We start from the raw sequence: 26908 nt of genomic DNA, 5'->3' as shown, positions 1-26908 counted from the left end.
CCCACGACAAGGCTCCGATGACCCTGACCGACGAACGACGTCTCACCCAGCTGCAGTGGCTGGAGTCGGAGGCGATCCACATCATCCGCGAGGTCGCAGCGGAGTTCGAGCGTCCCGTCCTGCTGTTCTCGGGCGGCAAGGACTCCGTCGTGATGCTGCACCTCGCGACGAAGGCCTTCTGGCCGGCCCCCGTGCCGTTCCCGGTGATGCACGTCGACACGGGGCACAACTTCCCCGAGGTGCTGGCGTTCCGCGACGCCACGGTCGAGCGCCTGGGCCTGCGGCTCGTCGTCGCCTCGGTGCAGGACTACATCGACGACGGACGCCTGCGCGAGCGCAGCGACGGCACCCGCAACCAGCTGCAGACGCAGCCGCTGCTCGACGGCATCACCGACCACAAGTTCGACGCCGTGTTCGGCGGTGGGCGCCGCGACGAGGAGAAGGCCCGCGCCAAGGAGCGCGTCTTCAGCCTGCGCGACGAGTTCGGCCAGTGGGACCCGCGCAACCAGCGTCCCGAGCTGTGGAACCTGTACAACGGCCGCCACCGGCCCGGCGAGCACGTCCGCGTCTTCCCGCTCAGCAACTGGACCGAGCTCGACGTCTGGCAGTACATCGCCGCCGAGGACATCGCCCTGCCCGAGCTGTACTACGCCCACCAGCGCGAGGTGTTCGAGCGCGACGGCATGCTGATCAGCGTCAGCGACGTGTCGCAGCCGCGCGACGGCGAGACCGTCGAGAAGCGCCAGGTCCGCTACCGCACGGTCGGCGACGCGTCCTGCACGGGCGCCGTCGAGAGCGACGCGACGACCGTCGAGGCCGTCATCGCCGAGGTCGCCGGCACCCGCCTGACCGAGCGGGGGGCGACACGAGCCGACGACCGCGCCTCCGAGGCCGCCATGGAAGATCGCAAGAAAGAGGGCTACTTCTGATGCGGACGCTGCTTCGTCTCGCCACGGCCGGTTCGGTCGACGACGGCAAGTCGACCCTCGTGGGCCGGCTCCTGTACGACTCCAAGTCGGTGCTGGCCGACCAGTTCGACGCCGTCGAGCGGGTCAGCCGCGACCGCGGCCTGGAGTCGGCCGACCTCGCGCTGCTGACCGACGGTCTGCGCTCGGAGCGTGAGCAGGGCATCACGATCGACGTGGCCTACCGCTACTTCGCGACCGCCGAGCGGTCGTTCATCCTGGCCGACTGCCCCGGCCACGTGCAGTACACCCGCAACACCGTGACCGGCGCGAGCACCGCCGACGTCGTGGTGCTGCTGGTCGACGTCCGCCACGGCATCCAGGAGCAGACCCGCCGGCACCTCGCCGTCGCGTCGCTGCTGCGGGTGCCGCACGTCGTCGTGGTCGTCAACAAGATCGACCTCGTCGACTTCGACGAGGACACCTACACGCGGGTCTCGGACGAGGTCCTCGCGTCGGCGCGCAGCCTGGGGCTGTACGACGTCGCGACGATCCCGGTCTCGGCACTGGCCGGCGACAACGTCGTCGAGCGGTCCGAGCGGACGCCGTGGTACGACGGGCCGAGCCTCCTGACGTTCCTGGAGCAGCTCTCCCCCGTCGGCAGCCCGCAGTCCGAGCCGCTGCGGTTCCCGGTGCAGCTGGTCATCCGTCCGCAGCAGGCGGCCGGCGACGAGTTCCGCGACTACCGGGGCTACGCGGGTCAGATCACGTCGGGTCTCGTGCGGGTCGGCGACGCCGTCACGGTGCAGCCGAGCGGGCGCACCAGCACCGTCACGGGCATCGACTTCGCGGGACGCTCGCTCGACGAGGCGTTCGCCCCGCAGTCGGTGACGATCCGTCTGGCCGACGACATCGACGTCTCGCGGGGCGACCTGATCGCGACGTCCCGCAGCGTCCCACCCGTCACGCAGGACATCGACGGCACGATCGCCTGGCTCGCCGACCACACGCTCGTCCCGGGCACGAAGGTGCTGCTGAAGCACGGCACCCGGACGGTCCAGGCGATGGTGAAGGCGATCGGCGGCAAGCTCGACCTCGACGACGCGCAGCTCCTCCCGGCCGACTCGCTCGGCCTGAACGACATCGGGCACGTGACGCTGCGGCTGGCGTCGGCGATCCCGGCCGAGGAGTACCTGCACTCGCGCGGCACCGGCGCGTTCCTGCTGGTCGACGCGCAGGACGGCGGCACCCTGGCGGCCGGCATGGTCGGCGACGCGCTGCTCGACACCGTGGCCGAGGTCGGCGCCGCGACCGCGTCTGCATGACGGGTGGAGGCAGCCTCCCCCTGACGCTCCGCGTGGGCGGGCGCAAGGTCGTGGTGGTCGGCGGCGGGCACGTCGCGACCCGCCGCACGCTGTCGCTCGTCGATGCCGGCGCCCGGGTCACGGTCGTCTCCCCCGCGGTCTCGGACTCGCTCGCGTCGTCGATCGGCCGCGGCGACGTCGAATGGATCCGACGCACGTACGCCCCGGGCGACCTGCACGGCGCGTGGCTCGTGCAGACCGCGACCGACTCGCACGTCGACGACCTCGTGGCCGCCGACGCCGAGTCGGCGCAGATCTGGTGCCTGAAGGGCGGCGACCCCGAGCACGCGACGGCCTGGGCCCCGGCCGTCGCGCAGGTCGACGACGTCATGGTGGCGGTCAGCGGCGGCGGGGACGCCGGTCGCGCGTCGGCGCTGCGTGACGGGGTCGCGGCGGCCCTGCAGGCCGGCGAGCTGCCGATGCGCCACCGCACGCACCACCCCGACGGCTTCGTCGCGCTGGTCGGCGGCGGCCCCGGCGATCCCGGCCTGCTCACGACGCGCGGGCGACGACTGCTCGCCGAGGCGGACGTCGTGGTGGTCGACCGGCTCGCACCGCACGCGCTGCTGGCCGAGCTCGACAGCGACGTCGAGGTCGTCGACGTCGGCAAGATGCCCGACCACCACCCGATCCCCCAGCACGAGATCAACGCGATCCTGGTCGACCGCGCCCGCCAGGGCAAGATCGTCGTGCGCCTGAAGGGCGGCGACCCGTACGTCTTCGGCCGCGGTGGCGAGGAACTCATCGCCTGCCGCGACGCCGGCATCCCCGTCGAGGTCGTGCCCGGCGTCACGAGCGCCATCTCCGTCGCGGCCGCGGCCGGCATCCCCGTCACGCACCGCGGGGTGTCGCGAGGGTTCACCGTCGTGACGGGCCACGAGGAGGTCGGCGACCTCCCCCACTCCGGGTCGCACACCCTCGTGATGCTGATGGGCGTCAAGCGCCTGGCCGACACGTGCGCCGAGCTGGTGGCCGGTGGCCACGCCCCCGACACCCCCGCCGCGATCGTCGAGCGCGGCTGCACCCCGACGCAGCGGGTCACCGTCGCCACGCTCTCGACCCTCGCCGAGGTCGCGGCGGCGGCCGGTGCCGAGTCCCCCGCCATCACGATCATCGGCGACGTGGTGACCCTCTCGCCGGCCTGGGCGGAACGAGATACGTCCTCGCCATGATCAGGGCCGAGCGCCTGAGCTTTGCAGGACTGCGTGCGGGTGACGTGGACCCTGACGTGCGATGGTTCGATCGGTGCGACTTCGCGGGTGCCGACCTTCGCCACGCCACGTTCGACGGCGTCACTTCCGGCTGTGCTCCTTCGCCAACGCCCTCCTCGTCGCCGCCTCCCTCCGAGGTGCCACCTTCGCGGGGTGCGACTTCACCGACGCCGATCTGAGCTTCGCTGACCTCACGGAGACGACGTTCACCTACGTCAACACCGGTACTGATCATGGGCGAACCGTCCTGGACGGCGTGCGGGTCGACGGAGCGAAGCTGTCGGGAGTCACGACGGAACGGGTCGCTGGGTTGCCCCTTGGGTTCGGGATGCCACGACCGTAATGGTCGCGATGCGCTGGCGCTGAAGGCGCGTGAGGTCTTGCATCGGGGTGCGCCACCCGTCGAAGACGTGGATGTCAGCCGGCGCGGGGGTGTTGTCGGGTGAAGCGGGAGTGGCGTTGTGGGGTCTGGTCGGGGTCGACGTGTGGTGGTGGGATGACTTCGACGATGCCGTCATCGGCCATGCGGGCGGTCCACTGCCCCTCGTGCACCAAGTGGTGATGAAAATGGCACAGCAGGGCTGCGTTGTCGAGATCGGTGGGACCACCTTCGGCCCAGAAGTCCAGGTGATGCGCCTCGCACCAGGCCGGTGGCCGGTCACAGCGCGGGAACACGCACCCGCCGTCGCGGGTCGCCAGGATCAGCCTCTGGTGGCGGTCGTACAACCGGCGGGTGGTGCCGTGGTCGACGACGCGCGAGTCGCCGTCCAGCAGCAGTGCCACCAAGTGGGCGTTGCACGCCATCCGCTGAGCTTTCGTGGCCGACATCGTGGTGCCCGACGTGTTGGTGGCCGTTCCGGTTCCGGTGGCCAGGTTGTCGGCGTCGATCGTCACCGCGACCGTCGCAGCCAGGCCCCCGGCGGTGGGCAGGGCGTCGGTGGGCAGGTGGTTGACGAGCTCGGCGAAGGCGTGGCCCATCTTCTGGTCACGGGGAAGCGTGGCCCAGTCATCGGCGCCCATCCCGAACGACTCGGCAGCCGCACCGTTGCGGCGGGGGGCGATGATCCCCTCGATCGCGGCGCGCAGCACGTCGCCATCGGTGTCACCCAGGACGAAGGTGCCGCGTGAGGTGCCGTCGCCGCGGCGAGCCATGGCGAAGCGGGTGCGGACCCGGGCCCGCTCCTCTTCCTGACGCAGCTGCTCGCCGAGGTGCTCGTCGTAGCCGTCGGGGTCGATGACCTCCAGCACCCGGTGCGCCAGGCGCTGCAGGCCCTCCAGGTCGTGCTCGGCGGCCAGGGCGATCAGGTGGGTCTCGGCGTCGGCGCGGGGCTGGTCGTCGACCCAGTCCGGCAGCGCGCCGATGGCCTTGATGATGACCGCCGCCTGATCGGTCGACAGCTCACCGCGACCCCACGCCGCACGGGTCGCCTCGCACCCGACGCCCTTCGACAGGCCGACCAGCTTGGACGCCGCCCCCTTGGTCATGTTCGCCGCCGCCGACAGCCACGCCGTCGTCGAGGCCGCACCGTCGTCCTTCGCGAGTCCCATCTGATCGGCACACCCCACCAGCCGCGACATCGTCGCGTCCAGGGCGGTGCGGGTGCGCTGCACCGCCACGATCACCTCGCGCACCTCAGTGCCCGTCAACTGCCAGGGCTCGAGCGCGGCGAGGTCATCGGCCAGCGACGACAGCTGATCCACGATCACCACACCACCCCCGACCTGACTCAACCCGACTAGAACACCTGTTCGAATGAGTCCAATCTACTACCCACCACCGACACACGTCCCACGTCATGCACAGGCGAGAGACAGCTACCCGACCGGCTTCGCGCTCTTGGTCGCGAGGCGTCGCGCCTCGTCGATCAGCGCTCTCATCGGGAGCTCGCGCACGTCGTCGTCGCTGATCGTCTCGTGTGCGCCGGTCGGCCGCACCGCGATCTCGAGGACGTCCCACTTCCGGTACGAGTCGCACTGGTGGAGCCGCATGCCGATGCTGAAGTCGTCGGCGAGCCTCATCGTGACGAGCCGTTCACCCTCGCCGGCCACGTGGACCGCGGACGGCTCGATGACGGTGTCCATCAGCTCTGCGAGATCCATGTCGACTCCTCGGTGAGGGGAGATCGACGGTAGCACCGGGAGGACCGTCGTGTACCGGCTTCGAGACACCGGCCGCACGACGGACCCATACTGGGCGCATGGCCTCCTCCCGCGGCGTCGACCGCCTCCTCGCGTTCGGGGACGCGACGGTCGCGATCGCGATGACCCTGCTCGTGCTGCCGCTCGTCGACGTCGCCCAGGACGCCGGCGACGTCCCGGTCGGCGAGCTCCTCGACGACCACTCGTTCGAGCTCGTCTCGTTCGTCCTCAGCTTCGTCGTCATCGCGGCGTTCTGGGTCATCCACCACGAGATGTACGACGACGTCGAGCGCACCGTGCCGCACCTCGTCGCTGCCAATCTGGCGTGGCTCGCGACGATCGTCTTCCTACCGTTCCCGACCGCGCTGCTGGGCTCGGCGACCGACGAGCGTCTCGTGCACGGCATCTACATCGGCACCCTCGTCGCCACGAGCGCGACGCTGACCTGGCAGAGATTCCTGCTGGTCCGGCACGCCGCCTCGTCGGCATCGCACCAGGCGCCGGTCTCGTTGATCCTGGTGACGACGGCCTTCGTCGTGGCCGTCGCGCTGCCCGCGGTGGGCCTGTGGTCGCTGCTGCTCCTGCTGCTCGAGCGGCCCGTCCGTCACGTGCTCGCGTCCCGTCGATGAGGCGCACCCTCCTGACCGCGACGCTGGTGCTGGTGGGCGCGCTCGCCGCCTGCGAGTCGTCCGGCGACTCCCCCGTCGTGGCACCCCTGCCGGACGGCGTCGCGATGCACCTCGACCAGTCGCGGACCGAGCGCATGGGCCGTGAGGTGTTCGTCCGGGTCGAGAACGGCACCCGCCAGCGGCTCGTCGTGGAGGCGCTGAGCCTGACGTCACCACGTCTGCCGACGACCACACGGACCGGCGACGAGACCGTCGAGCCGGGCTACGAGGGTGATCTCGAGCTCGACCTGCCGACGGGTCGCTGCGGCACGGCGATCGACGCGTCCGTGACGCTGCGCTACCGCCTCGGGGACGGTGCGGTGACGACCTCGACCGCGCCCGCCGACGACGTCTACGGGGCCGTCGCGCTGCTCGCCGACCGCGACTGTGCCGCGTCGACGCTCACCGCGGCCGCCGACGTGTCGGTCGGCGCACCGCGGGTCGTGGGACGGGGTCGCGCGTCGGTGCTGCAGCTGCCCGTGACGCTGACGCCCACGGGCCGCACGACGGGCACCCGGTTCGCCGGCTTCGAGTCGACGGTCCTGTTCCGCCAGACCGCCGACTCCCCCGCCGACGTCTCGGTCCCTCTGGACGCCGGGAGCCCCGCGACGACGCAGGTGCTGTCGGTGGTCCCGTCCCGCTGCGACCCGCACGCCCTCGCCGAGGACAAGGTCGGGACGCTGTTCGGCGTCCGCGTGCGGGGCACCGGGCTGGCCGACGACGCCGCGTACTACCTGCCGCTCACCCGCGAGCAGCGGTCGGCGTTCTTCGACTTCTTCGCGACGCACTGCGGGCTCAGTCGCCCTTGACGTTCACGATCTGACGCAGGGTGTGCCGCACCGCGACGAGGTCGGCGGCGTCCTGCATCACGACGTCGATGTCCTTGTACGCCGCCGGGATCTCGTCGACGAACGCCGCGGTGTCGCGGTACTCGATGTCGCCCATCGCGACCCGCAGGTCGTCCTGGGTGAACGCCTTGCGGGCCTTGGCCCGGCTGTACTCGCGTCCGGCCCCGTGCGGGGACGAGTTCAGCGCCACCGGGTTCCCCCGGCCCACCACGACGTACGACCGGGTGCCCATCGAGCCGGGGATGAGTCCCATCGTGCCCTCGGACGCGTCGATCGCCCCCTTGCGCGACAGCCACACGTCCTTGCCGAAGTGCCGCTCCTTCGTCGTGTAGTTGTGGTGGCAGTTGATCTCCTCGAAGCGCTCGACCGTGTCGACGCCGACCCAGTCGGCGAAGCACGCCACGACGCGGTCCATCATCTCCGCCCGGTTGAGCAGGGCGTACTTCTGGGCCCAGCGCAGCTCGCCGACGTACGCGTCGAACTCGGGCGTGCCCTCCACGAGGTAGGCGAGGTCGCGGTCGGGCAGATCGATCCACCACTGGGCGCACAGCCGCTGCGCCACGGCGATGTGCCGCTGCGCGATCTTGTTGCCGACACCCCGTGAGCCCGAGTGCAGGAACAGCCACACCCGGTCGTCCTCGTCGAGGCTGACCTCGATGAAGTGGTTGCCCGAGCCGAGCGTGCCGAGCTGCAGCTCCCACCGCGCCGCCCGCTCGGACGGGTCGAAGCCCGCCTGCTCGGCGTCGGAGCGCAGCTCGTCGACGCGCTGCTGGGTGTGCCGGCGCGTGATGGCACCGTTGGCCACGCCGGCCGACAGCGGGATCGCCCCCTCGATCGCCGTGCGTAGGGCACGCCGGTCGTCGGGCAGGTCCGACAGCTCGAACCCGGTGCGGACCGCGATCATGCCGCAGCCGATGTCGACGCCGACGGCGGCCGGGATGATCGCCCCGAGCGTCGGGATGACCGAACCGACCGTCGCCCCCTTGCCCAGGTGGGCGTCGGGCATCAGCGCCAGGTGCGGGTGGATGAACGGCATTTTGCTCGTCGTGACGGCCTGGGCGCGCGCGTCCTCGTCCAGGATGGACGCCCAGCTGAACAGCCGCTGGGAGATCTTCTCCATGATGTGTCTCTCTCCTCGATGGTGGTGGTGCAACAGAAAAGCCCCGACCGCGGGTGCGGTCGAGGCTCGGTTCCGGAGCGGTGGCTGGTCAGCCAAGGCTGGTCTCCGGGTGTGGCGCATCGACCGTCGGGGGCTCGTTCTCTCCCCGCAGGTACGACGAGGCGGGCAGGACGAACGTCAGGCTGGTCGACAGCGTGTTCATCATCGGAGTCCTCTCGTCGTCGGTGTGGTCGATGCGTCGCGAGACGTTACACGAGGTCGGCGTCGCGCGCCAGGACGTCGACGCCCGCCGCGAGGACGTCCTCGGCCAGGCGGTGCGGCATGACACCGCGCCGGTGCGACGCCCGCTCGAGTGCTGCGAAGGCGCGGGCCGGGGTGACGCCGAACCGCTGCATGATCATGCCCTGCGCCTGCCAGACGGTCGTCTGCCGTTCCATCGCAAGGTCGCGGCGGTCGACGTCCGTCGCGGCGTTGAGAGCGGCCACCGCGTGCTCGACGAACGACAGGGTGCGCGGGGTGTCGTGGATCGGGAACGCCTGCGCGACCTCGGCGTAGAGGGTCAGGTGCCCGAGGGTCACCCGTCCGGTCGACAGCGGCAGCACGAGGACCGCCATCAAGCCGTCGCGCTGCGCCGTGGCCGACCAGTCGGGCCACCGCGGGTCAGCCTCGAGGTCGCCGCAGTAGACCGACTCCCCGCCCCGGACGGCCTCGATCGTGGGGCCGTGCCTGCAGGCGACCTGCCGCAGGTGGGAGGCGGTGGCCCGGCGGTCCGAGGCGACGTGGTCGAGCACGTCGCCGATGGTGTCGCCCAGGACGATGCCGGCCGACACGCAGTCGGCGACGGTCGCGACCGCGGCGGCGACCGTCAGCTGGGCGACGCGCACGACGTCGCGCGACCCGGGGGTCGAGAGCTGGGCGTCCACGGGCACTCCTCATCACGTCGAGGTGATCGTCGGGGTCCGGGACGGTCGTCGTCGCAGCAGGCTATCGGTCGCGCCCTCGCGGCCGCAGCAAAAAGGCGATCAGCTCGGCGTCGTGAGCTCGGGGATGCTGCGCGGGTCGTCGAGCACGGTCTGGGCGACGTCCTCGAGCCGCAGCCGGCGCGAGCGCGCGTGCGTCCGCATCAGCGTGAACGCCCGGTCGGTGTCGACGCCCAGCATCTTGCTGAGCGCACCCTTGGCCTGCTCGATCGCGACCCGGCTGTTGAGTGCCCCGTGGAGTTGCTCGGTCAGCGTCTCGGCCCGGCGGACGCTGCGCTCCTGCAGGATCGCGATCGTCGCGACGTCCGCCAGCGCCTGCACGACGGCCACGTCGGACGCGTCGAGCCGAGCACCCTCGGCACCGAAGATGTTGAGCGTGCCGATGACCTGGTCGCGCAGTCGCATCGGCAACGCGTGCACCGAGCCGAAACCCGCCCGCGACGCCGTCGGCGCGAAGACGGGCCAGCGATCGCCGGCCGCCCGCAGGTCGGTGTTGATGACGGGCGTGCCGGTGCGGTAGCAGTCGAGGCAGGGCCCCTCGGAGTTCTGGATCTGCAACAGCTCGACGATCTGCGACTGGTCGGACGAGGCGGCCATGAAGCGCAGCAGCCCGCGGTGATCGGCGAGCAGGATGCCGGCCGCCATCGCGTCGGCGATCTCGGTCGCGTGCCCCGTGAGGTTGTGCAGGAAGTCGACGAGGTCGAAGTCGTCGACGAGGGTGTCGGCCATCTCGACGAACACCGAGGCGAGCTTTTGTGAGGAGATCATCAGGCACGCGGCCTTTCATTCTCGTTTGTGACGGCAAGTCTAGGAGTTCGCAGCATCATCGGCCTTCCGTCTCGCCCGCGGCGTCCAGCCGGACCTCGCCCGCCATGATGCGGGCGGCCAGCTCGGCCACGGTCTGCTCGTGGGCGAAGGCATGGGCCCGCATCCGCGCCATCGCCTCGCTCAGGCCGATGCCCAGGTCGACCGAGACGACGCCCTGCGCCTGGTAAATCTCGGCGCGGTACTCGAGGACGAACTCGAGGCCGGGGTGGAGCGGACGGCCGGGCTCGCCGCCCTCCTCGCTGAGCAGGATGTCGGTGGCCAGGTCGGCGAAGGTCAGCGCGGTGCGGACGAGCGAGGTCGGGAACGGGTCGGTACCGGCCAGGTAGATCGTGAGGACGCCGAACGTCGTCACGCCGACCTGCAGCGGGAGCGAGAGCACCCCGCACACCCCGGCCTGCGAGGCCGCCGTCGAGAACATCGGCCAGGCCCGCCCCTCGGGAGAGTCGAGGTTGGGCACCAGCACGGGCCTGCGGGCCGCGAACGCCTCGCGCGACGGTCCCTCGCCGAGCGAGAACTGCAGCTCGTCCAGCTGGAAGCTGCGCTGGTCGGCACTGGCCACGACGCCCTGCGACCCCCGCACCGACATCAGCGACACCGCGGTGCCCTCGGCCTCGAGGTGCGCCACGGCGGCCCGGCACAGGCGCTCCAGCATCACGAGGGCCGTGACGTCCTGGTCGCCGGGTCGGGCCTCGGCCGCGACGAGCGTGGCGACGAGTCCGCGGAGGGCGGCGTCGTCACGCCCCACGACGTCATCGTCCAGCATCGTGCCGGCCCCCTGTCGTGCTCGGACGCCGGGTCGGCATCGCGGCCAAGCCTACGCCTCGGCGGGTCGTCGCGGGGCGTCGATGCGGGAGTGCCGCAGCCACCACAGGCCGACGAACGGCAGCACGAGCGGGATGAAGACGTAGCCCATGCCGAAGTCGGACCACACGGTCTGGTCGGGGAAGAGGTCGGGGTCGACCAGCGACAGGAGGCCGACCGACAGGACCCCGACGAGCTCGATGCCGATCGTCACGGCGGCGAGCCGTCGGTGGTTGCGCGCCAGGGCGAATGTCGCGACGACGTAGACGACGCCGGCGAACGCCGACAGCGTGTACGGGACGACGGTGTCGGACTCGACCTCCGTCACGAGCTGGACGATCGACCGCGCCGCCGCCGCGAGGGCGAACACGGCGTAGACGGCCACCAGCGCGCGGCCGAAGCCGTGCGACGTGTCGGGGTGGGACGAGGAACCGCGATCAGGCATATGCACCCTTCCAGATGCCGAGGAGGCGGACGGAGAGCGCGGCCGTCGTCAGCATCGCCACGACGACGACGCCCGTCCCCCACCGGGACTTCTCGGCGATGCCCCACAGCACCGCGGCGGGTGGGATCACGACCATCGTCACGAGGTACGACACGAACAGGATCCCGTCGACGTCGCGCGACGTCGAGCCGAGCGCGATCGAGCCGCCGACCAGCAGGACGACCAGCACGATCTCGAGCACGCACACGGCGTAGAACAGCGGGTTGCCGAACTCACGGTCACGGACGACGTGCCACGCGGCGAAGCCGGCGACGAGCAGCGCGAGGACCGCGATGCCGTAGGCGACGGGATCGGTCACGTGGCGCCTCGCCTTCGTCGGTGGTGGTGGATCGGTGCCCGCCGAGTCTTTCATGTCGGCTGCGGAGGCCAGCACCTAGACTGCAGGGAGGGACTCGCCGGAAATTCTGGCGATGTTCACCCATCCTGACCGGAGGCGCCGACGAATGGCTCGTAGAAGACTTCTCGGAAAGGACAGCCCCATGCCAGCATCAGCCGCGCAGCTCAAGCTCGTCGCCGCGCCCGAGCACGATGCTGCCCCCGACCTGAACGAGCTGCTCGTGCGGGTCGGTCGTGGTGACGAGCAGGCGTTCGCCCAGGTGTACGACGAGCTCGGGGCGTCCGTCTTCGGGCTCGCCCGTCGCGTCATCCGCGATCCCGCCCGTGCCGAAGAGATCGCCCAGGAGGTCTTCATCCAGGTCTGGCAGTCGGCTGCCCGGTACGACCCGGCCCGCGGCAACGCCAAGAGCTGGTGCCTGACGCTGGCCCACCGCCGTGCCGTCGACGCCGTCCGGCACGACCAGGCCGCCACCAACCGCGAGAACCGGTACGACTGGTCGAGCGGACCCGATTACGACGAGGTCGAGGAAACCGTGACCATCACGTTGGAGCACGAGCAGGTCAAACGCTGCCTGGAGGGTCTGACCGACCTGCAGCGCGAGGCCGTCAACCTCGCCTACTACCAGGGCTACACGTACGCGGAGGTCGCCACGGCGCTCGACGCGAACACGGCCACGATCAAGACCCGCATGCGCGACGGCATCGTCCGCCTGCGCGACTGCATGGGGGTGTCCGCATGAGCGTCGACCTGCACTCGCTGATGGCGCCCTACGCGCTCGACGCCCTCGACGCCGACGAGCGGGGACGCTTCGAGGCCCACCTCGACCAGTGCGTCGACTGCCAGGTCGAGATCGCCGGCTTCATGGCGACCGCGGTGCGTCTCGGCGACGCCGTCAGCCACACGCCTCCCCCGGCTCTGCGCGGCCGTCTGCTCGCCGAGATCAGCACGACGCCGCAGCAGCACCCGGTCGTGTCGTCGCTGGCCGAGCGTCGCTCGCTCCGTCGTGCGCTGCCCCGCATGGCCGTCGCGGCCGCCGTTCTCGTCGGCGCCGTCGGTGTCGGTGGTTTCGTCGTCGAGCGTGACCGAGCCCAGGACGAGCACGCGCAGAACGTCGCGATCTCGAACGTGATCGGGGCCGAGGACGTCGCGACGAAGGCCAAGTCGTTCGACGCCGGCGGAAGCGTCAAGCTGTACTCCTCGGCGGCCGCCGACTCGGCCGTCATCATCGCCAAGGGACTCCCGAGCCCCGGCGCCGGCAAGGTGTACCAGGTCTGGATGATCGACCAGGCCGGTCCGACCTCGCAGGGCACGTTCGAGAAGGGCGGCCAGATGATCATGACCGGCGTCTCGGGCGCCGATCGGGTCGCCGTCACGGTCGAGCCCACCGGCGGGTCGAAGCAGCCCACCTCGGCGCCGATCGCGACGATCGCGGTCTGACGCCGGCCCGGGCGACGCTGGCACAGCATCGTGACAGACCTGCTGTCATGATGCTGCCATGCGTCCGCCCCTCGTCCTGGTCGTCGCGGCGATGGCCGTCCCGTCCGGCTTCTACCGTCCGCTGGTGCACGAGATCGAGTCACGCGGGTGGCAGGCGCGCGCTTTGCCGAACCGGGGCTTCGAGCGCGGGGAGCCCGTCGCGTCGCGCCGCGACGACTGGAGCTACGACGACGAGATCCGGGCGATCGCGGACGCCGTGGGCGCGGCGCGAGCCGAGGATCCCGGCCGTCCGGTCATCCTGCTGGGCCACAGCCTGGGTGCCCAGCTCGTCGCCGGGCACCAGATCCACCACGACCCGGCCGACGGCTTCGTGACCGTCGGCGCCTCGGTGCCCCACTTCCGGTCGTACCCGTACGGCGGCCTCCCGGTGCTGCTGATGGGCCTCGCGGTGCCGGTCGCGACGCGTGTCCGTGGCTTCCTGCCCAGGCCGTTCTTCGGAGCGCCCGGGGCCCGGACCCTGATGCGCGAGTGGGCCCGCTTCGTCCGGTCCGGCCGTCCGCCCTACGACGTGCCCCACCGCGTCGCGACGCCCACGCTCGTGGTGCAGCTGCAGGGCGACACGTACGCCGTCTCGCACTCCAACAAGATCTTCACCGACATGATGATCGAGCCCTCGGCCGTGACCCGCTGGGTCTACGCCAAGGACGCGACGCCCGACGGCGGCACGACCCACCACGTCCGGTGGGTGAGGACCCCCGCGCCCGTGGTGGACCGCGTCGTCGACTGGTGGGAGGGCGTCGCCTCCCCCGCGTGACCTACTCGGCGAAGGCCTCGACCGGCGGGCACGAGCACGCCAGGTTGCGGTCGCCGTAGGCCTGGTCGATGCGCCCGACCGGCGGCCAGTACTTGTCGTCGGTCGAGCCGGCCGGGAAGGCACCCGTGCCGATGTCGTACGCGTGCTGCCAGTCGAGCAGCGTGCGCATCGTGTGGGGCGCGTGCACGAGCGGGTTGTCGCCGTCGGGCCACTCCCCCGCGACGACCTGGTCGATCTCCGAGCGGATCGCGAGCATCGCGTCGCAGAACCGGTCGAGCTCGGCGAGGTCCTCGGACTCGGTCGGCTCGACCATCAGGGTGCCGGGCACGGGGAAGCTCATCGTCGGGGCGTGGAAGCCGTAGTCGATCAGCCGCTTCGCGACGTCGTCGATGCTGAGCCCCGCGGCCTTCGTGAGCGGCCGCAGGTCGAGGATGCACTCGTGCGCCACCAGGTCGTGCTCGCCGCTGTAGAGCACGGGGAACGCGCTCTCGAGGCGCTTGGCGATGTAGTTGGCCGACAGCACCGCGACCGACGTCGCGTCGGTGAGTCCCTCGGCGCCCATCATCGCGACGTACGCGAACGGGATCGGCAGGATGCCGGCCGATCCGTAGGGAGCCGCGCTGATCGCGCCGACCCCCTCACGCTTGCTCTCGACGGGGTGCAGCGGGTGCGTCGGCAGGAACGGGACGAGGTGCTCGGCGACCGCGACCGGCCCGACACCCGGGCCTCCGCCGCCGTGCGGGATGCAGAACGTCTTGTGCAGGTTGAGGTGCGACACGTCGCCGCCGAACACGCCCGGCTGGGCGTGACCCAGCAGGGCGTTGAGGTTAGCGCCGTCGACGTAGACCTGTCCGCCGTGGGCGTGGACGATGTCGCACAGCTCGGTGATGCCGTGCTCGTAGACGCCGTGCGTCGACGGGTAGGTCACCATGATCGCGGCGAGGTCGTCGGCGTGCGCCTCGCACTGGGCGCGCAGGTCGTCGAGGTCGACCTCGCCCTGGCCGGTCGACTTCACCAGCACGACGCGCATGCCGGCCATGACGGCCGAAGCGGCGTTCGTGCCGTGCGCCGAGCTCGGGATCAGGCACACCGTGCGGTGCTCGTCGCCCCGGCTGCGGTGGTAGGCGCGGATCGCCAGCAGACCCGCGAACTCGCCCTGCGAGCCGGCGTTGGGCTGGATTGAGACACCCGCGTAACCCGTCACCTCGGCGAGCCATCCCTCGAGCGTCTCGACGAGCTCGATCATGCCCGCGGCGTCCTCGGCCGGCACGAACGGGTGCAGGTCGGCGAAGCCGGGCCAGCTGATGGGCTCCATCTCGGCGGTCGCGTTGAGCTTCATGGTGCACGAGCCGAGCGGGATCATGCCGCGGTCGAGCGCGTAGTCGCGGTCGCTGAGCTTCTTGAGGTAGCGCAGCATCTGCGTCTCGCTGTGGTGCTCGTGGAAGACGGGGTGCGTCAGGATCTCGTCGTCGCGCAGGAGGTCGGCGGGCAGGGCCGACCCGGCCTCCCAGTCGGGGCCGGCGGCGTCGAAGGCGCCGAGCACGCCCTCGACGTGCTCGACCGTCGTGGTCTCGTTGGCCGAGACCGCGACGTGGTCGGCGTCGACGAGCCGCAGGTGGATGCCGATCTCGCGGGCCTTCGAGACGACGTCGACGGCACGACCCGGCACGTGCGCCGTGACGGTGTCGAAGAACTCGTCGCCGACGACGTCGATGCCGGCCCCGCGCAGCCCCCCGGCCAGCGCGACGGCGCTGCGGTGGACGTCGCGTGCGATCGTCCGCAGACCCTCCGGGCCGTGGTAGACCGCGTACATCGAGGCGGCGACGGCCAGCAGCACCTGCGCCGTGCAGATGTTCGACGTCGCCTTCTCGCGGCGGATGTGCTGCTCGCGCGTCTGCAGGGCGAGCCGGTACGCGGGACGGCCGGCGCTGTCGACCGAGACGCCGACGAGGCGTCCCGGCAGGTGCCGCTCGAGACCCGAGCGGACGGCCATGAAGCCGGCGTGGGGCCCGCCGTAGAACATCGGGACGCCGAAGCGCTGGCTCGACCCCACGACGACGTCGGCGCCGAGCGACCCCGGAGAGGCCAGGAGCACGAGCGCCAGCGGATCGGCCACGACGACGGCCAGGCCGCCCGAGGCGTGCGCGGCCTCGATCGCACGACGTGGGTCGCCGATCGCGCCGTCGGCGCGCGGGTAGGCCACGATGACGCCGGCCGCCTCGACGTCGGGGACGTCGTGGCCGAGATCGGCCTCGAGCAGCTCGATGCCGAGGGCCTCGGCGCGGGTGTGCGTCACGGCGAGCGTCTGCGGCAGCAGGCCCGAGTCGATGATGATCGGCAGGGCGTCCTTGCCCTTGGTGGCGCGCCGGATCAACGTCATCGCCTCGGCGACCGCCGTGCCCTCGTCCAGGAGCGACGAGTTGGCGGTCGGCAGTCCCGTGAGGTCGGAGATCAGGGTCTGGAAGTTCAGCAGCGCCTCGAGGCGTCCCTGCGAGATCTCGGGCTGGTACGGCGTGTAGGCCGTGTACCAGGACGGGTCCTCGAGCACGTTGCGGCGGATCACGGCGGGCGTGACGGTCGGGTGGTAGCCGAGACCGATCATCGCGGTGCCGGGGTTGTTGCGGTCGGCGAGGTCGCGCAGCATCGCGAGCGCCTCGGTCTCGGTGCGGGCCGACGGCAGGTCGAGCGGCGTCGTGCTGCGGATGCCCGACGGCACGGCCGCCTGCATCAGTGCGTCGAGCGAGTCGTAGCCGACCCGACGCACCATGGCGTCCTGGTCAGCGGGCGTCGGGCCGATGTGGCGGCTGACGAAGTCATGGGACGCGCGGTCGAGAGACACGGGGAGCTCCGAGGGTAGAGGCGTGGGCGGACATCGCCTCCCCTTCTGTCACGCCCGGCTCGACGATCCGAGGCGGGGCTCCAGAATTGCCTCGAACGCGTGGTCCTTGGTGCCTGAGAGGTTCCGGGGAGGAATTGCCCCTTCGGCGTCGCCTGGGCGAGCTCTCCCACGCGCGATCGACAGCACCGCCACCCTACCAAGGGTGGCGCGCCGAGGTGGGATCAGGACGACAGGCGGGCGCGGCGGCGCGCGGCGAGCTCGTCGTCGGCCGAGGAGATCTCGACGGCGCGCTCGCTCGGCAGCTCGTGGAGCGATCCCTCGATCTCCTTCCACACACCGCCGATCGCGATGCCGAAGACGCCCTGGCCGCCCTGCAGCAGGTCGATGACCTCGTCGGCCGACCGGCACTCGTAGACGCTGGCGCCGTCGCTCATGAGCGTCACCTGCGTCAGGTCGTCGGTGCCGCGCACGCGCAGGTGGTCGATCGCGACGCGGATCTGCTGCAGCGAGACGCCCGCGTCGAGCAGGCGCTTGATGATCTTGAGCAGCAGGATGTCCTTGAACGAGTACAGGCGCTGCGTGCCCGACCCCGTCGCCGAGCGGACGGTCGGCTCGACCAGGCCCGTGCGGGCCCAGTAGTCGAGCTGGCGGTAGGTGATCCCGGCCGCGCTGCACGCCGTGGGTCCGCGGAATCCGGCGTCCTCGGGCAGCGGCGACACGTCGTCGTTGAAGAGCAGACCCTGGTCGCTCGCCTCGGAGGCAGCCTCGATCCGCGTGGCGGTGGCGTCGTTGTCGTGCGACTCGATCATCCGGAATGCCTTCCAAAGCTGGTGTGGGGGAAGACTACCGCCACGGAACTACATCCGTGTACCTTCGGCAGCACTCTCAAGGTAGAGATGAGAGTTGGACCGGTCAACGACCGCGCCGTCGTGTCGAGCACTTGTTTTCAAGTCTCACTCGAGGCTTGAGGGTTACTCGAAGTCCTCGGGCTCGACGTGGTCGAGGAACTCTCGGAACTGCTCGACGACCTCCTCCTCCTGGTCGGTCGAGGCGATGCCCGCCTCGTCGAGGACGTCCTCGGCGCAGACGATGCGCGAGCCGGCCCGCAGCGCGAGCGCGATCGAGTCGGACGGCCGCGCCTCGACCTCGGCGCCGGAGGCGAACACCAGCAGGGCGTGGAACACCCCCTCGTGGACGTCGACGATCCGTACCTCGTCGAGCTCGTCGCCGAGCGCCTCGACGACGTGATGCATCAGCTCGTGCGTCAGCGGGCGCGTCGTCGGGGTGCCCTGCTGCGCGTACGCGATCGCCGACGCCTCGACGGCGCCGATCCAGATCGGCAGGTACCGCGAGCCCTCGGCCTCGCGGAGCAGGACCAACGGCTGGTTGGTCGGCATCTCGACACGGACGCCGACGACCTCGACCTCGCGCACCGGGATCAGCCGCGCAATCGACTTCTGACCAGGACCGACTGGAAGCGCACCGACAGCGCGGCCAGAGCGGCCACGGTGCGCTCGGCGGCGTCCTTGTCGAGCTGGCGCGACCGCGGCGAGACGACCTGGTCGAACAACGCCACCTCGCGGTCGGCGGAGGCGCCGAACAGGCGCAGGTGGCGGGGCTCGAGCCCGAGCTCGGCGAACTCGCCGACGATCGACGCGATCTGCAGGGCCGTCGCGTCGTAGTACGTCTGGGTGGGACGACGCTGGATCAGGCCGAACTCCTCGATCGCGGCCAGCGTGTCGCCGTCGATGCCTGCGGCGGCGAGCAGGTCGTCGCGCGAGAGCCGCATGCTGCCGGACGACTCGAGGAAGGTCGCCTCGGTGGGCAGCCCGTCGGCCGCCAGGCTCAGGTGCGGCACGCGCACCGTCGGGCCCTGGGCCGTGTCGGGCACGACGCCGCGGTCCATCTCGTCGAGGACCTGCCGGATGTGGCTGAGCGGCCAGAACTTGTCGCGCTGCTGGCGCAGGATGAACCGCAGCCGCTCGACGTCGTTGAACGAGAACTTGCGGTAGCCCGACGGCGTGCGCTCGGGCTCGAGCAGACCCTCGGACTCGAGGTACCGGATCTTGGTGATCGTCAGGTCGGGGAACTCCGGCAGGAGCTCGTCGAGCACCTTGCCGATCCCCAGCCGCGACAGCTCGGGGAGCGGCTGGGTCACGCCGTGCCCCGCAGGGCCCCGGCGAAGTAGATCAGCCGGTACTTGCCGATCTGCACCTCGTCGCCGCCCGAGAGGGTGATCTCGCTGTCGATGCGGTCGCGGTTGACGTACGTGCCGTTGAGGCTGCCGAGGTCGGTGACGGTGTATCCCTCGCCGCTGCGCGCGAACGTGCCGTGACGGCGCGAGACGCTGATGTCGTCGAGGAAGATGTCGCTGTCGGGGTGGCGGCCCACCGAGACGGTGTCGCTGTCGAGCAGGAAGCGGGCACCGGAGTCGGGACCGCGCTGCACCAGCAGCATCGCGCTGCCGGCGGGGAGGTTCTCGACCGCCGAGACGTCGGACGCGGTCATCTCCTCGGTGTCGGCGTCGAGGATCGGGATGTGCGTCGTGTGGTCAGAGACGGGCTCGGACGCAACAGCGTCGGGCTCGTGGTCCGGCGTGGACATCGGCGTCACTCCTGTGTGCTGTCGACCTCCGTGGGGAGGTGGTGCGAGATCTCCAACCTAGCACCCGGTCGGTGTCGCCGACCGGGCCCGCGGGACGTCAGTCGGCCGTCGTGAGGGCCGTGTAGGCCTCTGCCTCGAGCAGGGCCGACGTCGGGTCGTCCTCGGACGGCCGGAGCTTGATGAGCCAGCCCTCGCCGTACGGATCGGAGTTGATGACCTCGGGGCCGCCGTCGAGCGCCTCGTTGCGGGCGACGACCTCGCCGCTCAGGGGCGAGAAGATGTCGCTGACCGACTTGGTCGACTCGAGCTCGCCGACGACCGAGCCGGCCTCGACGCGGTCGCCGATCGACGGCAGCTCGACGTAGACGATGTCGCCGAGCGCGTCCTGCGCGAAGTCGGTGATGCCGACCGTCGCGATGTCGTCGTCGAGACGCACCCACTCGTGCTCTTCGCTGTAGTACAGGTCCTCAGGGATCACCGCGTGCTCCTAGCAGTCACAAGTGGGGTCAGGATGTGGGTCGAGCGTACTCGGGGCTCTTGACGTCGGCGAGGGCGGTGATCGTGACCTTGTCCTTCTCGGTCACCGTCGCAGATCCGCCGCGGTTGTCGACCCGGTCGATGAGTCCGCCGCGGAAGCGTACCGCCTCGGCGAGGTCCTGGGAGTCGCCGATCGCCTCGATGCGGTAAGGCCGCTTGATCTCGCGTCCGCCGACGCGGATCTGCCCGTCGTCGTCGAGGAAGTACGTCTGCGCGACGACGCGTGCCACGCCGTTGATCGCGATGGCCTCGGCCCCCGCGTCGCGGAGCTCCTCGATCGCGTCGAGCAGGGCCGGGGCGTCGATCTGCTTGTCGGGGTCGTTGATCACGACCTCGATGCCCGTGCCCGTGGCACCCGCGGTGCCGGCAAGGATCGACAGCTCCTCGGCGCGCTTCCTGGCCTGGTTCTCGGCCCGCTCGGAGCGCTGCGTGCTGCTGAGCAGGCCGTTGCGGGTCGTGGTCAGGTCGTCGATCTGCGTGCCGAGGCGCTCGTTCGCGACGTCGAGCGACTTGAGCAGCTCGACGAGCTCGTCGCCCCGCACGCCCGAGTAGTCGTCGTCGTCCGATTCGCTGACCTGGATCGTGATCGCGAACGCCAGGGCGCCGATCAGCACCGCCACGACGACCTGCGACGCCTTGGGCCGCAGCAGGTCGCGCCAACCGCGCCTCGCGCCGTGCTCAGGCATGGAAGATCCGTCGGCGGATCGCGGCGGCGTTCGAGAAGATGCGGATGCCGAGGACGACCACGACGCCGGTCGACAGCTGCGAGCCGACGCCGAGCTGGTCGCCGAGGTAGACCATGAACGCCGCGATGACGACGTTGGAGATGAACGAGACCACGAACACGCGGTCGTCGAACCTGCGCTCCCCCAGGGCCCGGAGCGCGCCGATGACGGCGTCGAGCGCCGCCACGATCGCGATCGGCAGGTAGGGCTGCAGGCCCGCCGGCACGGCGGGCCGCAGGACCAGGCCCGCGATGATGCCGACGGCCAGGCCGATCACCGGGATCATGCGTCCCCCTTCGTTGCTGTCGCGTGCCGCACCGTCAGTCGCTTCCTCGGGACGGCCTCGACGGACAGGTCGTCCGATCGTGCCACGTCGAAGCCCACCCCGACGTCCTTTCGCCGCTCCCAGTCACGTCCGACCGAGGACTGCTCGAACCGGTCCTCGAGGGCCTCGGGGTCGCCCAGGACGACGAGCTCGTACGGCGGGCCCACCGACTGGTAGTTGACCTTGACGACGCCCCCGGCCTGCCGGATCGACGTCAGGGACCCGATGCGCTGGTCGTCGACCGAGATGGCCTCGGCCCCGGCGTACCAGAACCCGTTGACCAGGACCTGCAGGTCGCGGTCGCTGATGTCGTCGATCGCCCCCGGGGTGACCGTGACCCGCAGGCCCGGCCCCTGGGCGGGGCGGTCGGCGGTCAGCAGCCGCAGCTCCTCGTAGTCGGCGTCGAGACCGACGGCGGAGGCCTGCAGCCCGGCGACCTGGTCGCGCAACGCCTCCGCGGTCGACTCGCGCGTCGCGAGGAGCGCCTTGCGGGACGCGATGTCGTCGATCAGGGTCTCGCGGGCGCGCTCGGCCGCGGGCCGGTCGGTGCGGGTCTGGATCGCCGCGATCGCGACGAGCAGCGCGAACGCCGCCAGCACGACGCCGGTCAGCACCGAGTTGAAGCCCTGCGAGCGCTCGTGGACACCCGGCCGGACGACGTAGTAGTCGTCGTCGAGCGCGGTGTCGGCGATCTTCTCGAGGAGCCCGTCGACCTGTTCGGGCACGTACGGCTCGCGCATCATCAGGCCCGGGCGACCCGGGGCGTCGTGGCCAGCAGACGTCTGACCTGGAAGGCGTAGAGCACCCCGCCCCACCAGTAGAGGGCGACGCCCCAGATCGTGAACGCCCAGCCGAAGACGTTCGCGAGATCGGCGACGGTCCCGGTCGAGTCGCCCAGCAGCAGCAGCGGGAAGGCGTAGAGCAGGCTGGCCGTGGCGGCCTTCCCGAGGAAGTGCACGGGCAGCGAGCTGTAGCCGCGCGTGCGCAGGAACGGCACGAGGCCGAACAGGAACACGTCGCGCAGCGGCAGGACGACCGCGAGCCACCACGGGATGATGTCGCGGAAGCCCAGACCGATGACGACCGCGAGGATGTAGCAGCGGTCGGCGACGGGGTCGAGGATCGCGCCGATCTTGGAGGCCTGGTTGAGGCTGCGGGCCAGCTTGCCGTCGAGGTAGTCGGTGACCCCCGAGATCATGAGGACCAGCAGCGCGAGGCCGTCCTCCTCGGGGCCCAGCACGAGCCACAGGAACACGGGGACGAGCAGGAGGCGGACGAAGCTCAGCGCGTTCGGCACGGTGATGATGCGCTCGTCCACCGATCGTCCTCCTCGCCCGTGCTCGTGCGGCGTGCTCGTCGAGCGGACGCCGCGGATGTCCTGACACAGCGTAGGACATCGCCACACCCCGTTGGCGCGTGGGAACAGGACTGACAGACTGGGCGTTGACCGAAGAGAACCGAACATTCGGGGCACGTCGTGCCCCACTTCCCGAGGAGGAACGTGGCTGTCTACACACTTCCGGATCTGCCGTACGACTACGGCGCCCTGGACCCGCACATCTCCGGCAAGATCATGGAGCTGCACCACTCCAAGCACCACGCCGCCTACGTGGCCGGCATCAACCAGGCGCTCGAGCAGCTCGAGGAGGCGCGCGACAAGAACTCCTTCGGCACGATCAACCTGCTGGAGAAGAACCTCGCCTTCCACCTCGGTGGTCACATCAACCACTCGATCTTCTGGAAGAACCTGTCCCCCGAGGGCGGCGACAAGCCCACGGGCGAGCTCGCGGCGGCCATCGACCAGGACTTCGGCTCGTTCGACGCGTTCCGCGCGCAGTTCGAGGCGACGGCCCTCGGCCTGCAGGGCTCCGGCTGGGCGATCCTGACCTGGGACACCCTGGGCCAGAAGCTCGTCGTGGTGCAGCTGTTCGACCAGCAGAACAACATCCCCGCGACGCTGATCCCGATCACGCAGCTCGACATGTGGGAGCACGCGTTCTACCTCGACTACCTCAACGTCAAGGGCGACTACGTCAAGGCGTGGTGGAACATCGTCAACTGGGCCGACGCCCAGGAGCGCTTCACCGCAGCGACCTCCGGCGGCCAGATCATCTTCTGATCCGAGCCGCACGGCCGACGGCGGGATCCCGACCTACTGGTTGGGGTCCCGCCGTTTTCCGTGCTCGGCGAGGTCGCGCAGGCGGGCGTTGTAGGCCTCGAGGGCGGCGTCCTCGCTGCGATCCTCAGCGCGGTCGAAGCGCTTGGCCTCGCGCGAGTCGGAGCGGAACCACTGGAACAGGATCGCGACCATGACGAGCACCAGCGGGATCTCGCCCATCGCCCAGGCCATGCCGCCGCCGAGGTACTGGTCGGCCAGCAGGTCGGTGCGGTACGGACGGTCGATGTCGCGCCAGTAGTCGAGCGCGAACACCGTGTTGGACGACATCACGGCGATCGCGAAGAACGCGTGGAACGGCACCGTGACGAGCAGGGCCCCGAACCGTGCGACGGGCGCCAGGGCGTGCGGCGACGGGTCGATGCCGATCAGGACGTAGTAGAACAGCAGGCCGACGGCCAGGAAGTGCACCTCCATGACGGCGTGGCCCAGGTGGTTGCTCATGAGCGCCTCGAAGATGCCCGTGAAGTACAGGCCGTAGAGGCTGCCGACGAACAGCACGGGACCCACGACGGGATGCGTCACGACCCGCGAGAAGCGCGACTGCAGGAACGACAGCAGGATCGCGCGCGGCGACACCTCCCCGGGCTGACGGGGGCCGGGCAGGGTGCGCAGGGCCAGGGTCATGGGCGCGCCGAGGGCCAGGAAGATCGGTGCGACCATCGACAGCATCATGTGGGACGCCATGTGGGCGCTGAACAGGACGTGGGAGTACTCCCCCAGCCCGCCGAACGTCGCCCAGGCGATGACGACCATGCCGACCATCCACGAGATCGTGCGGCCGACCGGCCACGCGTCGCCGCGACGCCGCATCGCGACCACGCCGCGCAGGTAGAGCGCGACGCCGAGCGCGACGATCGCGAGCCCGACACCGTTGCCCGACCAGCCCCACAGCAGCCGCAGGAGCGTGGGTGCTGCCGGCAGCGGTCCGCCGAGCAGCTCCTCGGCGGGCGTCTGCAGCACACGGTCGCCGACGGGCGTCGGCGTGCGCGACAGGGCGACCGCCAGGCCGATCGCCGCGGCCATGACGAACAGCTCGGTCGTGGCGAGGCGCACGAACCCGCTGCCCGCGGACACGATGCGCCGGCGCTGACGGACGCCGAACGCGCCCAGCGCGACGAGCGCGACGACCTTGGCGACGACCAGCAGGCCGTAGGACGTGCCGAAGACGTCGGCCAGCGACCGCAACCGCACGGCGGCGTTGACCAGCCCCGAGACCCCCACGACCACGAAGCTCCACAGCGCGAGCGTCGAGTAGCGCGCGACGGCCGGCTCGAGGCGCTTGCTGCCGCGGATCGCGACCCAGCCAAGGGCGGCGAGACCGCCGACCCACAGGGTGACGCCCAGGACGTGCAGGTACAGGCTCGTCGTGGCGAGGTCGTGCGAGCCGGACGACGCGGAGTGCCCCGTCAGCGCGATCGGCGCGAGCGTCGCCAGCGAGACGCCGAGCATGCCGGCGACGGACCGGATGCCGAGGGTGAAGCGGGTCGCGACGGCGATGACGGCGGCGCCGAGCGCCTGCAGCAGGATCGCGCGCCCCTCGGAGAACCCCAGGAAGCCCGTGATGTCGGCCCACGCGACGTCGGTCAGCGGCTTGCCGAAGATGTCGCCCGACAGCAGCAGGAAGAAGTAGACGACGCTGACGACGGCCCAGACCGTTGCCCAGCGCGACGCCAGGCGGACCGCCTGCACCGAGAGCCCCTGCACCTCGTCGTCGGTCGACGGGACCAGGAACGCCGCGGCGGCCAGGAAGCCGATGACCATGACGGCGGCGATGTCGTTGAGCACCTTCGAGAACGGCAGCGCCCAGCCCACCAGCACGCCCGGGTCGGCGATGCCGATGGGGGCCTTGCCGTAGGCGCCGCCGCCCATCACGAGGAAGGCCGTCAGGGTCAGGCCGGCGATGATGAAGCCGACCAGCGTGTCACGCAGCGTCTGCGTCATCGCGCCTCCTCAGGGGTGCGAGCAGCAGGACGATCGCGACGACGGCCGCGAGGATCCCCCACACGAAGTGCGAACGATGGCGGTGGATGAAGTTCTCCTGCTCGGGAGCGTCGACCTGCGTGACGGCCCGGCCGGCCGTGACGTCGTACGCGATCGTGCCAGTGACCGGGTGGCCGTCGGCCGACACGACGCGGTACGAGGCGCTGTACGTGCCGCGCTGACCCGCGTCGGGGAGCCGGGCCGTGACCGTGTTGTCGACGGCCGTGATGGCGCCGACGTCGAGCTGGGTGCCGTCGGGCGCGGCGACGGCCACCTGCGCCCGACGGGAGACGTTCTCGTTGAACGTGAACGTGATCGACGCGGGTGACGTCGACAGCGTGCCCCCGTCCTCGGGGTCGGTGCCGATCAGCGCCGCGTGGGCGCTGGCCGGACCGGCCCCGAGGACGAGACCTCCGAGGAGGAAGGTGGCCAGACCCAGCAGGATCCCGCGCAGGACGACGTTGTTAGGCACGACGTCGATTCTGTCGCAGCGACACAACCAGTGCCGCGAGCGCGACGAGCAGCGCCGCCCCGCCGAGCCACGTGCCGAGGCCGGTGGACGAGTCGTCGTCCGACGCCTCGGTCGTCGCGGCCGCGTCCTTGGTGTCGGCGGTCGTCGGCGCCGCACCGTGGTGGTCACCGGTCGGCTCGCCGAGCGTCAGGGTCGGCGCGGGGTGCTCGGGCTCCGCCTCGCCCTCGGCCTGCGGCTGGTCCCAGTCGACGACCTCGCCGTCGGCGTAGGTCTGCTGGGCCGAGAACGAGATCGAGTCGGCGTCGGGGAACGGTCCGCCCGAGATGGCGAACTCGTCGAACTGACCGACGGGGATGCCGCCGTCGCCCTTCGCGGTCCACGTGACGGTGCTGACGGCCTCGGTGAGGTCGTAGTCGCCGACCGTCGTCGGCTTGTCGAGCGGCGCCTTGGTGACGGTCGCCGTCCAGCCGGGCTTGGACTCGGCCGAGACGAAGGCGAACGGTGTCTCGGCGGGCAGGGTCACGACGATCTTGGTCGTCGCGGCGGTGTCGGACTCGTTGGGGACGCGGAAGACGGCCTTGCCGAATCCTTCCTTGGCCGCGTCGGGCGACGAGACGCCGACGTGGGCCGAGGCGGGCGCGGCGACGGCCACGAGGGCGATCGCCGAGAGCGCAGCGGCGAGCCGCGCGGTGGTGCGTGTCATGAGAGGTCCTTCGGGTGAGAGGTGTGGGTGCAGGTCAGGCGGGGCTGACCGGCGGACCTCTCAGGACGCGCGAGTGCGTGAGCCGCACGTCGTGGCGCGAGCGCGTGCGGGCGACGGTCCGGACGCGACGGACGGGCGGGACGACGTCGGCCGCCGCCAGTACCGGGACGGCACGCAGCACGAGCCGCTCGGCGAGCCGCCAGACCAGCGCCTCGCCGCGGGACAGGGCCAGCACGCTGACCGCCGTGGCGGCCACGTGGGCCGCGACCATCGCCCCGCCCATGACCATGGGCCCGTCGGACGCACCGAGGTGGACGACGACCTGGCACAGCACCAGCAGGCCCAGCAGCTGCGAGGGGGTGACCCGGCGTGCCGACAGGAGCCAGGCCACCGCGGCGGAGCCGGCGAACACCGACAGGACCGCGACGGCGGGCAGGGGGCCGCCGGCGGCGTGGTGGCCGGTGGCCGCGGCCATGACGCAGACCAGGGCGGCGGCGACCGCGCGGACGATCCGCACCGGGCGATCGGCCGGACGCCAGGCGCCGGGTCGATCTGCGGAGGTCACCGGACCACGATATCCGGCCCGT

General features: G+C 71.0%; 32 protein-coding genes and 1 riboswitch. Of the genes, 10 read left to right on the top strand and 22 right to left on the bottom strand.

The genetic code is table 11. From position 1 onward, the window contains the following. The first annotated feature begins 17 nt into the window (after positions 1 to 17). The 4 genes from cysD to IFT73_RS19515 all read left to right on the top strand — a co-directional run bounded on the left by cysD (position 18) and on the right by IFT73_RS19515 (position 3823). Positions 18 to 929, top strand: coding sequence for a sulfate adenylyltransferase subunit CysD (gene cysD / locus IFT73_RS05295; protein ID WP_235501820.1), 912 nt, complete (start codon positions 18 to 20; stop codon positions 927 to 929). After that, positions 929 to 2230 carry a sulfate adenylyltransferase subunit 1 gene (locus IFT73_RS05290; RefSeq protein ID WP_192166682.1) on the top strand — a complete coding sequence of 434 codons (1302 nt, stop codon included), beginning with the start codon at positions 929 to 931 and terminating at the stop codon, positions 2228 to 2230. Before cysD ends, IFT73_RS05290 begins: the two co-directional genes overlap by 1 nt. After that, positions 2227 to 3441 (top strand): uroporphyrinogen-III C-methyltransferase, encoded by a 1215-nt coding sequence (gene cobA, locus IFT73_RS05285; RefSeq protein WP_192166681.1) that lies wholly within the window; start codon positions 2227 to 2229, stop codon positions 3439 to 3441. The genes IFT73_RS05290 and cobA overlap by 4 nt, the downstream gene beginning before the upstream one ends. A 61-nt stretch (positions 3442 to 3502) precedes the next feature. Next, entirely contained in the window at positions 3503 to 3823 is a 321-nt protein-coding gene (locus tag IFT73_RS19515) for a pentapeptide repeat-containing protein (protein ID WP_371811158.1), read from the top strand. 74 nt (positions 3824 to 3897) lie between these two features. Here IFT73_RS19515 and IFT73_RS05275 read toward each other — a convergent pair whose 3' ends face one another. Next, complete coding sequence (locus IFT73_RS05275; RefSeq protein WP_206759092.1) at positions 3898 to 5187, bottom strand: HNH endonuclease signature motif containing protein; 1290 nt, start codon at positions 5185 to 5187, stop codon at positions 3898 to 3900. A 108-nt stretch (positions 5188 to 5295) separates the two neighbouring features. Next, positions 5296 to 5580, bottom strand: a complete 285-nt coding sequence (locus tag IFT73_RS05270) for a hypothetical protein (RefSeq protein ID WP_192166678.1) — start codon at positions 5578 to 5580, stop codon at positions 5296 to 5298. Positions 5581 to 5678: 98 nt separating this feature from the next. Between IFT73_RS05270 and IFT73_RS05265 the strand changes: the two genes are divergently transcribed. Continuing rightward, positions 5679 to 6248 (top strand): TMEM175 family protein, encoded by a 570-nt coding sequence (locus IFT73_RS05265; protein ID WP_192166677.1) that lies wholly within the window; start codon positions 5679 to 5681, stop codon positions 6246 to 6248. Beyond that, positions 6245 to 7096 carry a hypothetical protein gene (locus IFT73_RS05260; RefSeq protein ID WP_192166676.1) on the top strand — a complete coding sequence of 284 codons (852 nt, stop codon included), beginning with the start codon at positions 6245 to 6247 and terminating at the stop codon, positions 7094 to 7096. Before IFT73_RS05265 ends, IFT73_RS05260 begins: the two co-directional genes overlap by 4 nt. On the opposite strand, the gene IFT73_RS05255 is transcribed toward IFT73_RS05260, so the two are convergent. The 6 genes from IFT73_RS05255 to IFT73_RS05230 form a co-directional block, all read right to left on the bottom strand. Continuing rightward, the gene (locus IFT73_RS05255; RefSeq protein WP_192166675.1) at positions 7083 to 8255 is read right to left on the bottom strand and encodes an RtcB family protein; all 1173 of its coding nucleotides are present in this window, start codon (positions 8253 to 8255) and stop codon (positions 7083 to 7085) included. The two genes, IFT73_RS05260 and IFT73_RS05255, sit on opposite strands and share 14 nt — an antisense overlap. Positions 8256 to 8503: 248 nt before the next feature. Continuing rightward, positions 8504 to 9178 carry a GAF and ANTAR domain-containing protein gene (locus IFT73_RS19510; RefSeq protein WP_192166674.1) on the bottom strand — a complete coding sequence of 225 codons (675 nt, stop codon included), beginning with the start codon at positions 9176 to 9178 and terminating at the stop codon, positions 8504 to 8506. Positions 9179 to 9277: 99 nt separating this feature from the next. Continuing rightward, positions 9278 to 10003, bottom strand: coding sequence for a GAF and ANTAR domain-containing protein (locus tag IFT73_RS05245; RefSeq protein WP_197983498.1), 726 nt, complete (start codon positions 10001 to 10003; stop codon positions 9278 to 9280). A gap of 55 nt (positions 10004 to 10058) precedes the next feature. Further along, entirely contained in the window at positions 10059 to 10826 is a 768-nt protein-coding gene (locus tag IFT73_RS05240) for a GAF and ANTAR domain-containing protein (RefSeq protein WP_192166673.1), read from the bottom strand. 51 nt (positions 10827 to 10877) lie between these two features. Next, positions 10878 to 11309, bottom strand: a complete 432-nt coding sequence (locus IFT73_RS05235) for a hypothetical protein (protein ID WP_192166672.1) — start codon at positions 11307 to 11309, stop codon at positions 10878 to 10880. Next, a complete protein-coding gene (locus IFT73_RS05230; protein WP_192166671.1) occupies positions 11302 to 11667 on the bottom strand; it encodes a hypothetical protein in 366 nt (121 codons plus the stop codon). The genes IFT73_RS05235 and IFT73_RS05230 overlap by 8 nt, the downstream gene beginning before the upstream one ends. Before the next feature lie 181 nt (positions 11668 to 11848). Here IFT73_RS05230 and sigK point away from each other — a divergent pair, with 181 nt between their 5' ends. The 3 genes from sigK to IFT73_RS05215 are packed head-to-tail and all read left to right on the top strand — an operon-like array spanning position 11849 to position 13957. Beyond that, complete coding sequence (sigK, locus tag IFT73_RS05225; protein ID WP_056608359.1) at positions 11849 to 12445, top strand: ECF RNA polymerase sigma factor SigK; 597 nt, start codon at positions 11849 to 11851, stop codon at positions 12443 to 12445. After that, positions 12442 to 13143 carry an anti-sigma factor domain-containing protein gene (locus IFT73_RS05220; RefSeq protein ID WP_192166670.1) on the top strand — a complete coding sequence of 234 codons (702 nt, stop codon included), beginning with the start codon at positions 12442 to 12444 and terminating at the stop codon, positions 13141 to 13143. The genes sigK and IFT73_RS05220 overlap by 4 nt, the downstream gene beginning before the upstream one ends. Before the next feature lie 58 nt (positions 13144 to 13201). Continuing rightward, positions 13202 to 13957, top strand: a complete 756-nt coding sequence (locus IFT73_RS05215; protein WP_192166669.1) for an alpha/beta fold hydrolase — start codon at positions 13202 to 13204, stop codon at positions 13955 to 13957. A gap of 1 nt (position 13958) precedes the next feature. On the opposite strand, the gene gcvP is transcribed toward IFT73_RS05215, so the two are convergent. From gcvP to IFT73_RS05165, 10 genes are all read right to left on the bottom strand, one after another. After that, a complete protein-coding gene (gene gcvP, locus IFT73_RS05210) occupies positions 13959 to 16796 on the bottom strand; it encodes an aminomethyl-transferring glycine dehydrogenase (RefSeq protein WP_192166668.1) in 2838 nt (945 codons plus the stop codon). 90 nt (positions 16797 to 16886) lie between these two features. Beyond that, positions 16887 to 16975, bottom strand: a riboswitch (glycine riboswitch). A 42-nt stretch (positions 16976 to 17017) separates the two neighbouring features. Beyond that, positions 17018 to 17605: a MerR family transcriptional regulator gene (locus IFT73_RS05205; protein WP_082556156.1), complete on the bottom strand. Its 588-nt coding sequence runs from the start codon at positions 17603 to 17605 to the stop codon at positions 17018 to 17020. 162 nt (positions 17606 to 17767) lie between these two features. Next, complete coding sequence (locus tag IFT73_RS05200; RefSeq protein ID WP_192166667.1) at positions 17768 to 18229, bottom strand: bifunctional nuclease domain-containing protein; 462 nt, start codon at positions 18227 to 18229, stop codon at positions 17768 to 17770. A gap of 5 nt (positions 18230 to 18234) precedes the next feature. Further along, complete coding sequence (locus tag IFT73_RS05195) at positions 18235 to 18954, bottom strand: MerR family transcriptional regulator (RefSeq protein ID WP_056608346.1); 720 nt, start codon at positions 18952 to 18954, stop codon at positions 18235 to 18237. Next, a complete protein-coding gene (locus IFT73_RS05190) occupies positions 18951 to 19400 on the bottom strand; it encodes an FHA domain-containing protein (RefSeq protein ID WP_192166666.1) in 450 nt (149 codons plus the stop codon). The genes IFT73_RS05195 and IFT73_RS05190 overlap by 4 nt, the downstream gene beginning before the upstream one ends. A 97-nt stretch (positions 19401 to 19497) precedes the next feature. After that, positions 19498 to 19878, bottom strand: a complete 381-nt coding sequence (gene gcvH / locus IFT73_RS05185; RefSeq protein ID WP_056608343.1) for a glycine cleavage system protein GcvH — start codon at positions 19876 to 19878, stop codon at positions 19498 to 19500. A 28-nt stretch (positions 19879 to 19906) separates the two neighbouring features. Continuing rightward, positions 19907 to 20623 (bottom strand): DUF881 domain-containing protein, encoded by a 717-nt coding sequence (locus IFT73_RS05180; RefSeq protein WP_192166665.1) that lies wholly within the window; start codon positions 20621 to 20623, stop codon positions 19907 to 19909. Next, positions 20616 to 20948, bottom strand: a complete 333-nt coding sequence (locus IFT73_RS05175) for a small basic family protein (protein ID WP_056608338.1) — start codon at positions 20946 to 20948, stop codon at positions 20616 to 20618. Before IFT73_RS05175 ends, IFT73_RS05180 begins: the two co-directional genes overlap by 8 nt. Beyond that, a complete protein-coding gene (locus IFT73_RS05170; RefSeq protein ID WP_192166664.1) occupies positions 20945 to 21712 on the bottom strand; it encodes a DUF881 domain-containing protein in 768 nt (255 codons plus the stop codon). Before IFT73_RS05170 ends, IFT73_RS05175 begins: the two co-directional genes overlap by 4 nt. A 17-nt stretch (positions 21713 to 21729) precedes the next feature. Then, positions 21730 to 22305 (bottom strand): CDP-alcohol phosphatidyltransferase family protein, encoded by a 576-nt coding sequence (locus IFT73_RS05165; protein ID WP_371811157.1) that lies wholly within the window; start codon positions 22303 to 22305, stop codon positions 21730 to 21732. 183 nt (positions 22306 to 22488) lie between these two features. Here IFT73_RS05165 and IFT73_RS05160 point away from each other — a divergent pair, with 183 nt between their 5' ends. Beyond that, entirely contained in the window at positions 22489 to 23106 is a 618-nt protein-coding gene (locus IFT73_RS05160; protein WP_056608330.1) for a superoxide dismutase, read from the top strand. 33 nt (positions 23107 to 23139) lie between these two features. Here IFT73_RS05160 and IFT73_RS05155 read toward each other — a convergent pair whose 3' ends face one another. Genes IFT73_RS05155 through IFT73_RS05140 form a run of 4 tightly spaced genes read right to left on the bottom strand, consistent with a single transcriptional unit; the run spans position 23140 to position 26886 of the window. After that, positions 23140 to 25107, bottom strand: a complete 1968-nt coding sequence (locus IFT73_RS05155; RefSeq protein ID WP_192166662.1) for a cytochrome c oxidase assembly protein — start codon at positions 25105 to 25107, stop codon at positions 23140 to 23142. Then, entirely contained in the window at positions 25088 to 25618 is a 531-nt protein-coding gene (locus IFT73_RS05150) for a copper resistance CopC family protein (RefSeq protein WP_192166661.1), read from the bottom strand. Before IFT73_RS05150 ends, IFT73_RS05155 begins: the two co-directional genes overlap by 20 nt. Further along, positions 25611 to 26321 (bottom strand): YcnI family protein, encoded by a 711-nt coding sequence (locus tag IFT73_RS05145; RefSeq protein WP_192166660.1) that lies wholly within the window; start codon positions 26319 to 26321, stop codon positions 25611 to 25613. Before IFT73_RS05145 ends, IFT73_RS05150 begins: the two co-directional genes overlap by 8 nt. 34 nt (positions 26322 to 26355) lie before the next feature. Next, positions 26356 to 26886 carry a hypothetical protein gene (locus tag IFT73_RS05140; protein WP_192166659.1) on the bottom strand — a complete coding sequence of 177 codons (531 nt, stop codon included), beginning with the start codon at positions 26884 to 26886 and terminating at the stop codon, positions 26356 to 26358. Positions 26887 to 26908 lie beyond the last annotated feature (22 nt).

This window comes from Aeromicrobium sp. CFBP 8757, assembly GCF_014841755.1.
Taxonomy (GTDB): domain Bacteria; phylum Actinomycetota; class Actinomycetes; order Propionibacteriales; family Nocardioidaceae; genus Aeromicrobium.
The sequence above is the reverse complement of the archived record's forward strand: the minus strand, read 5'-3'. Positions and strand labels throughout refer to the sequence as shown.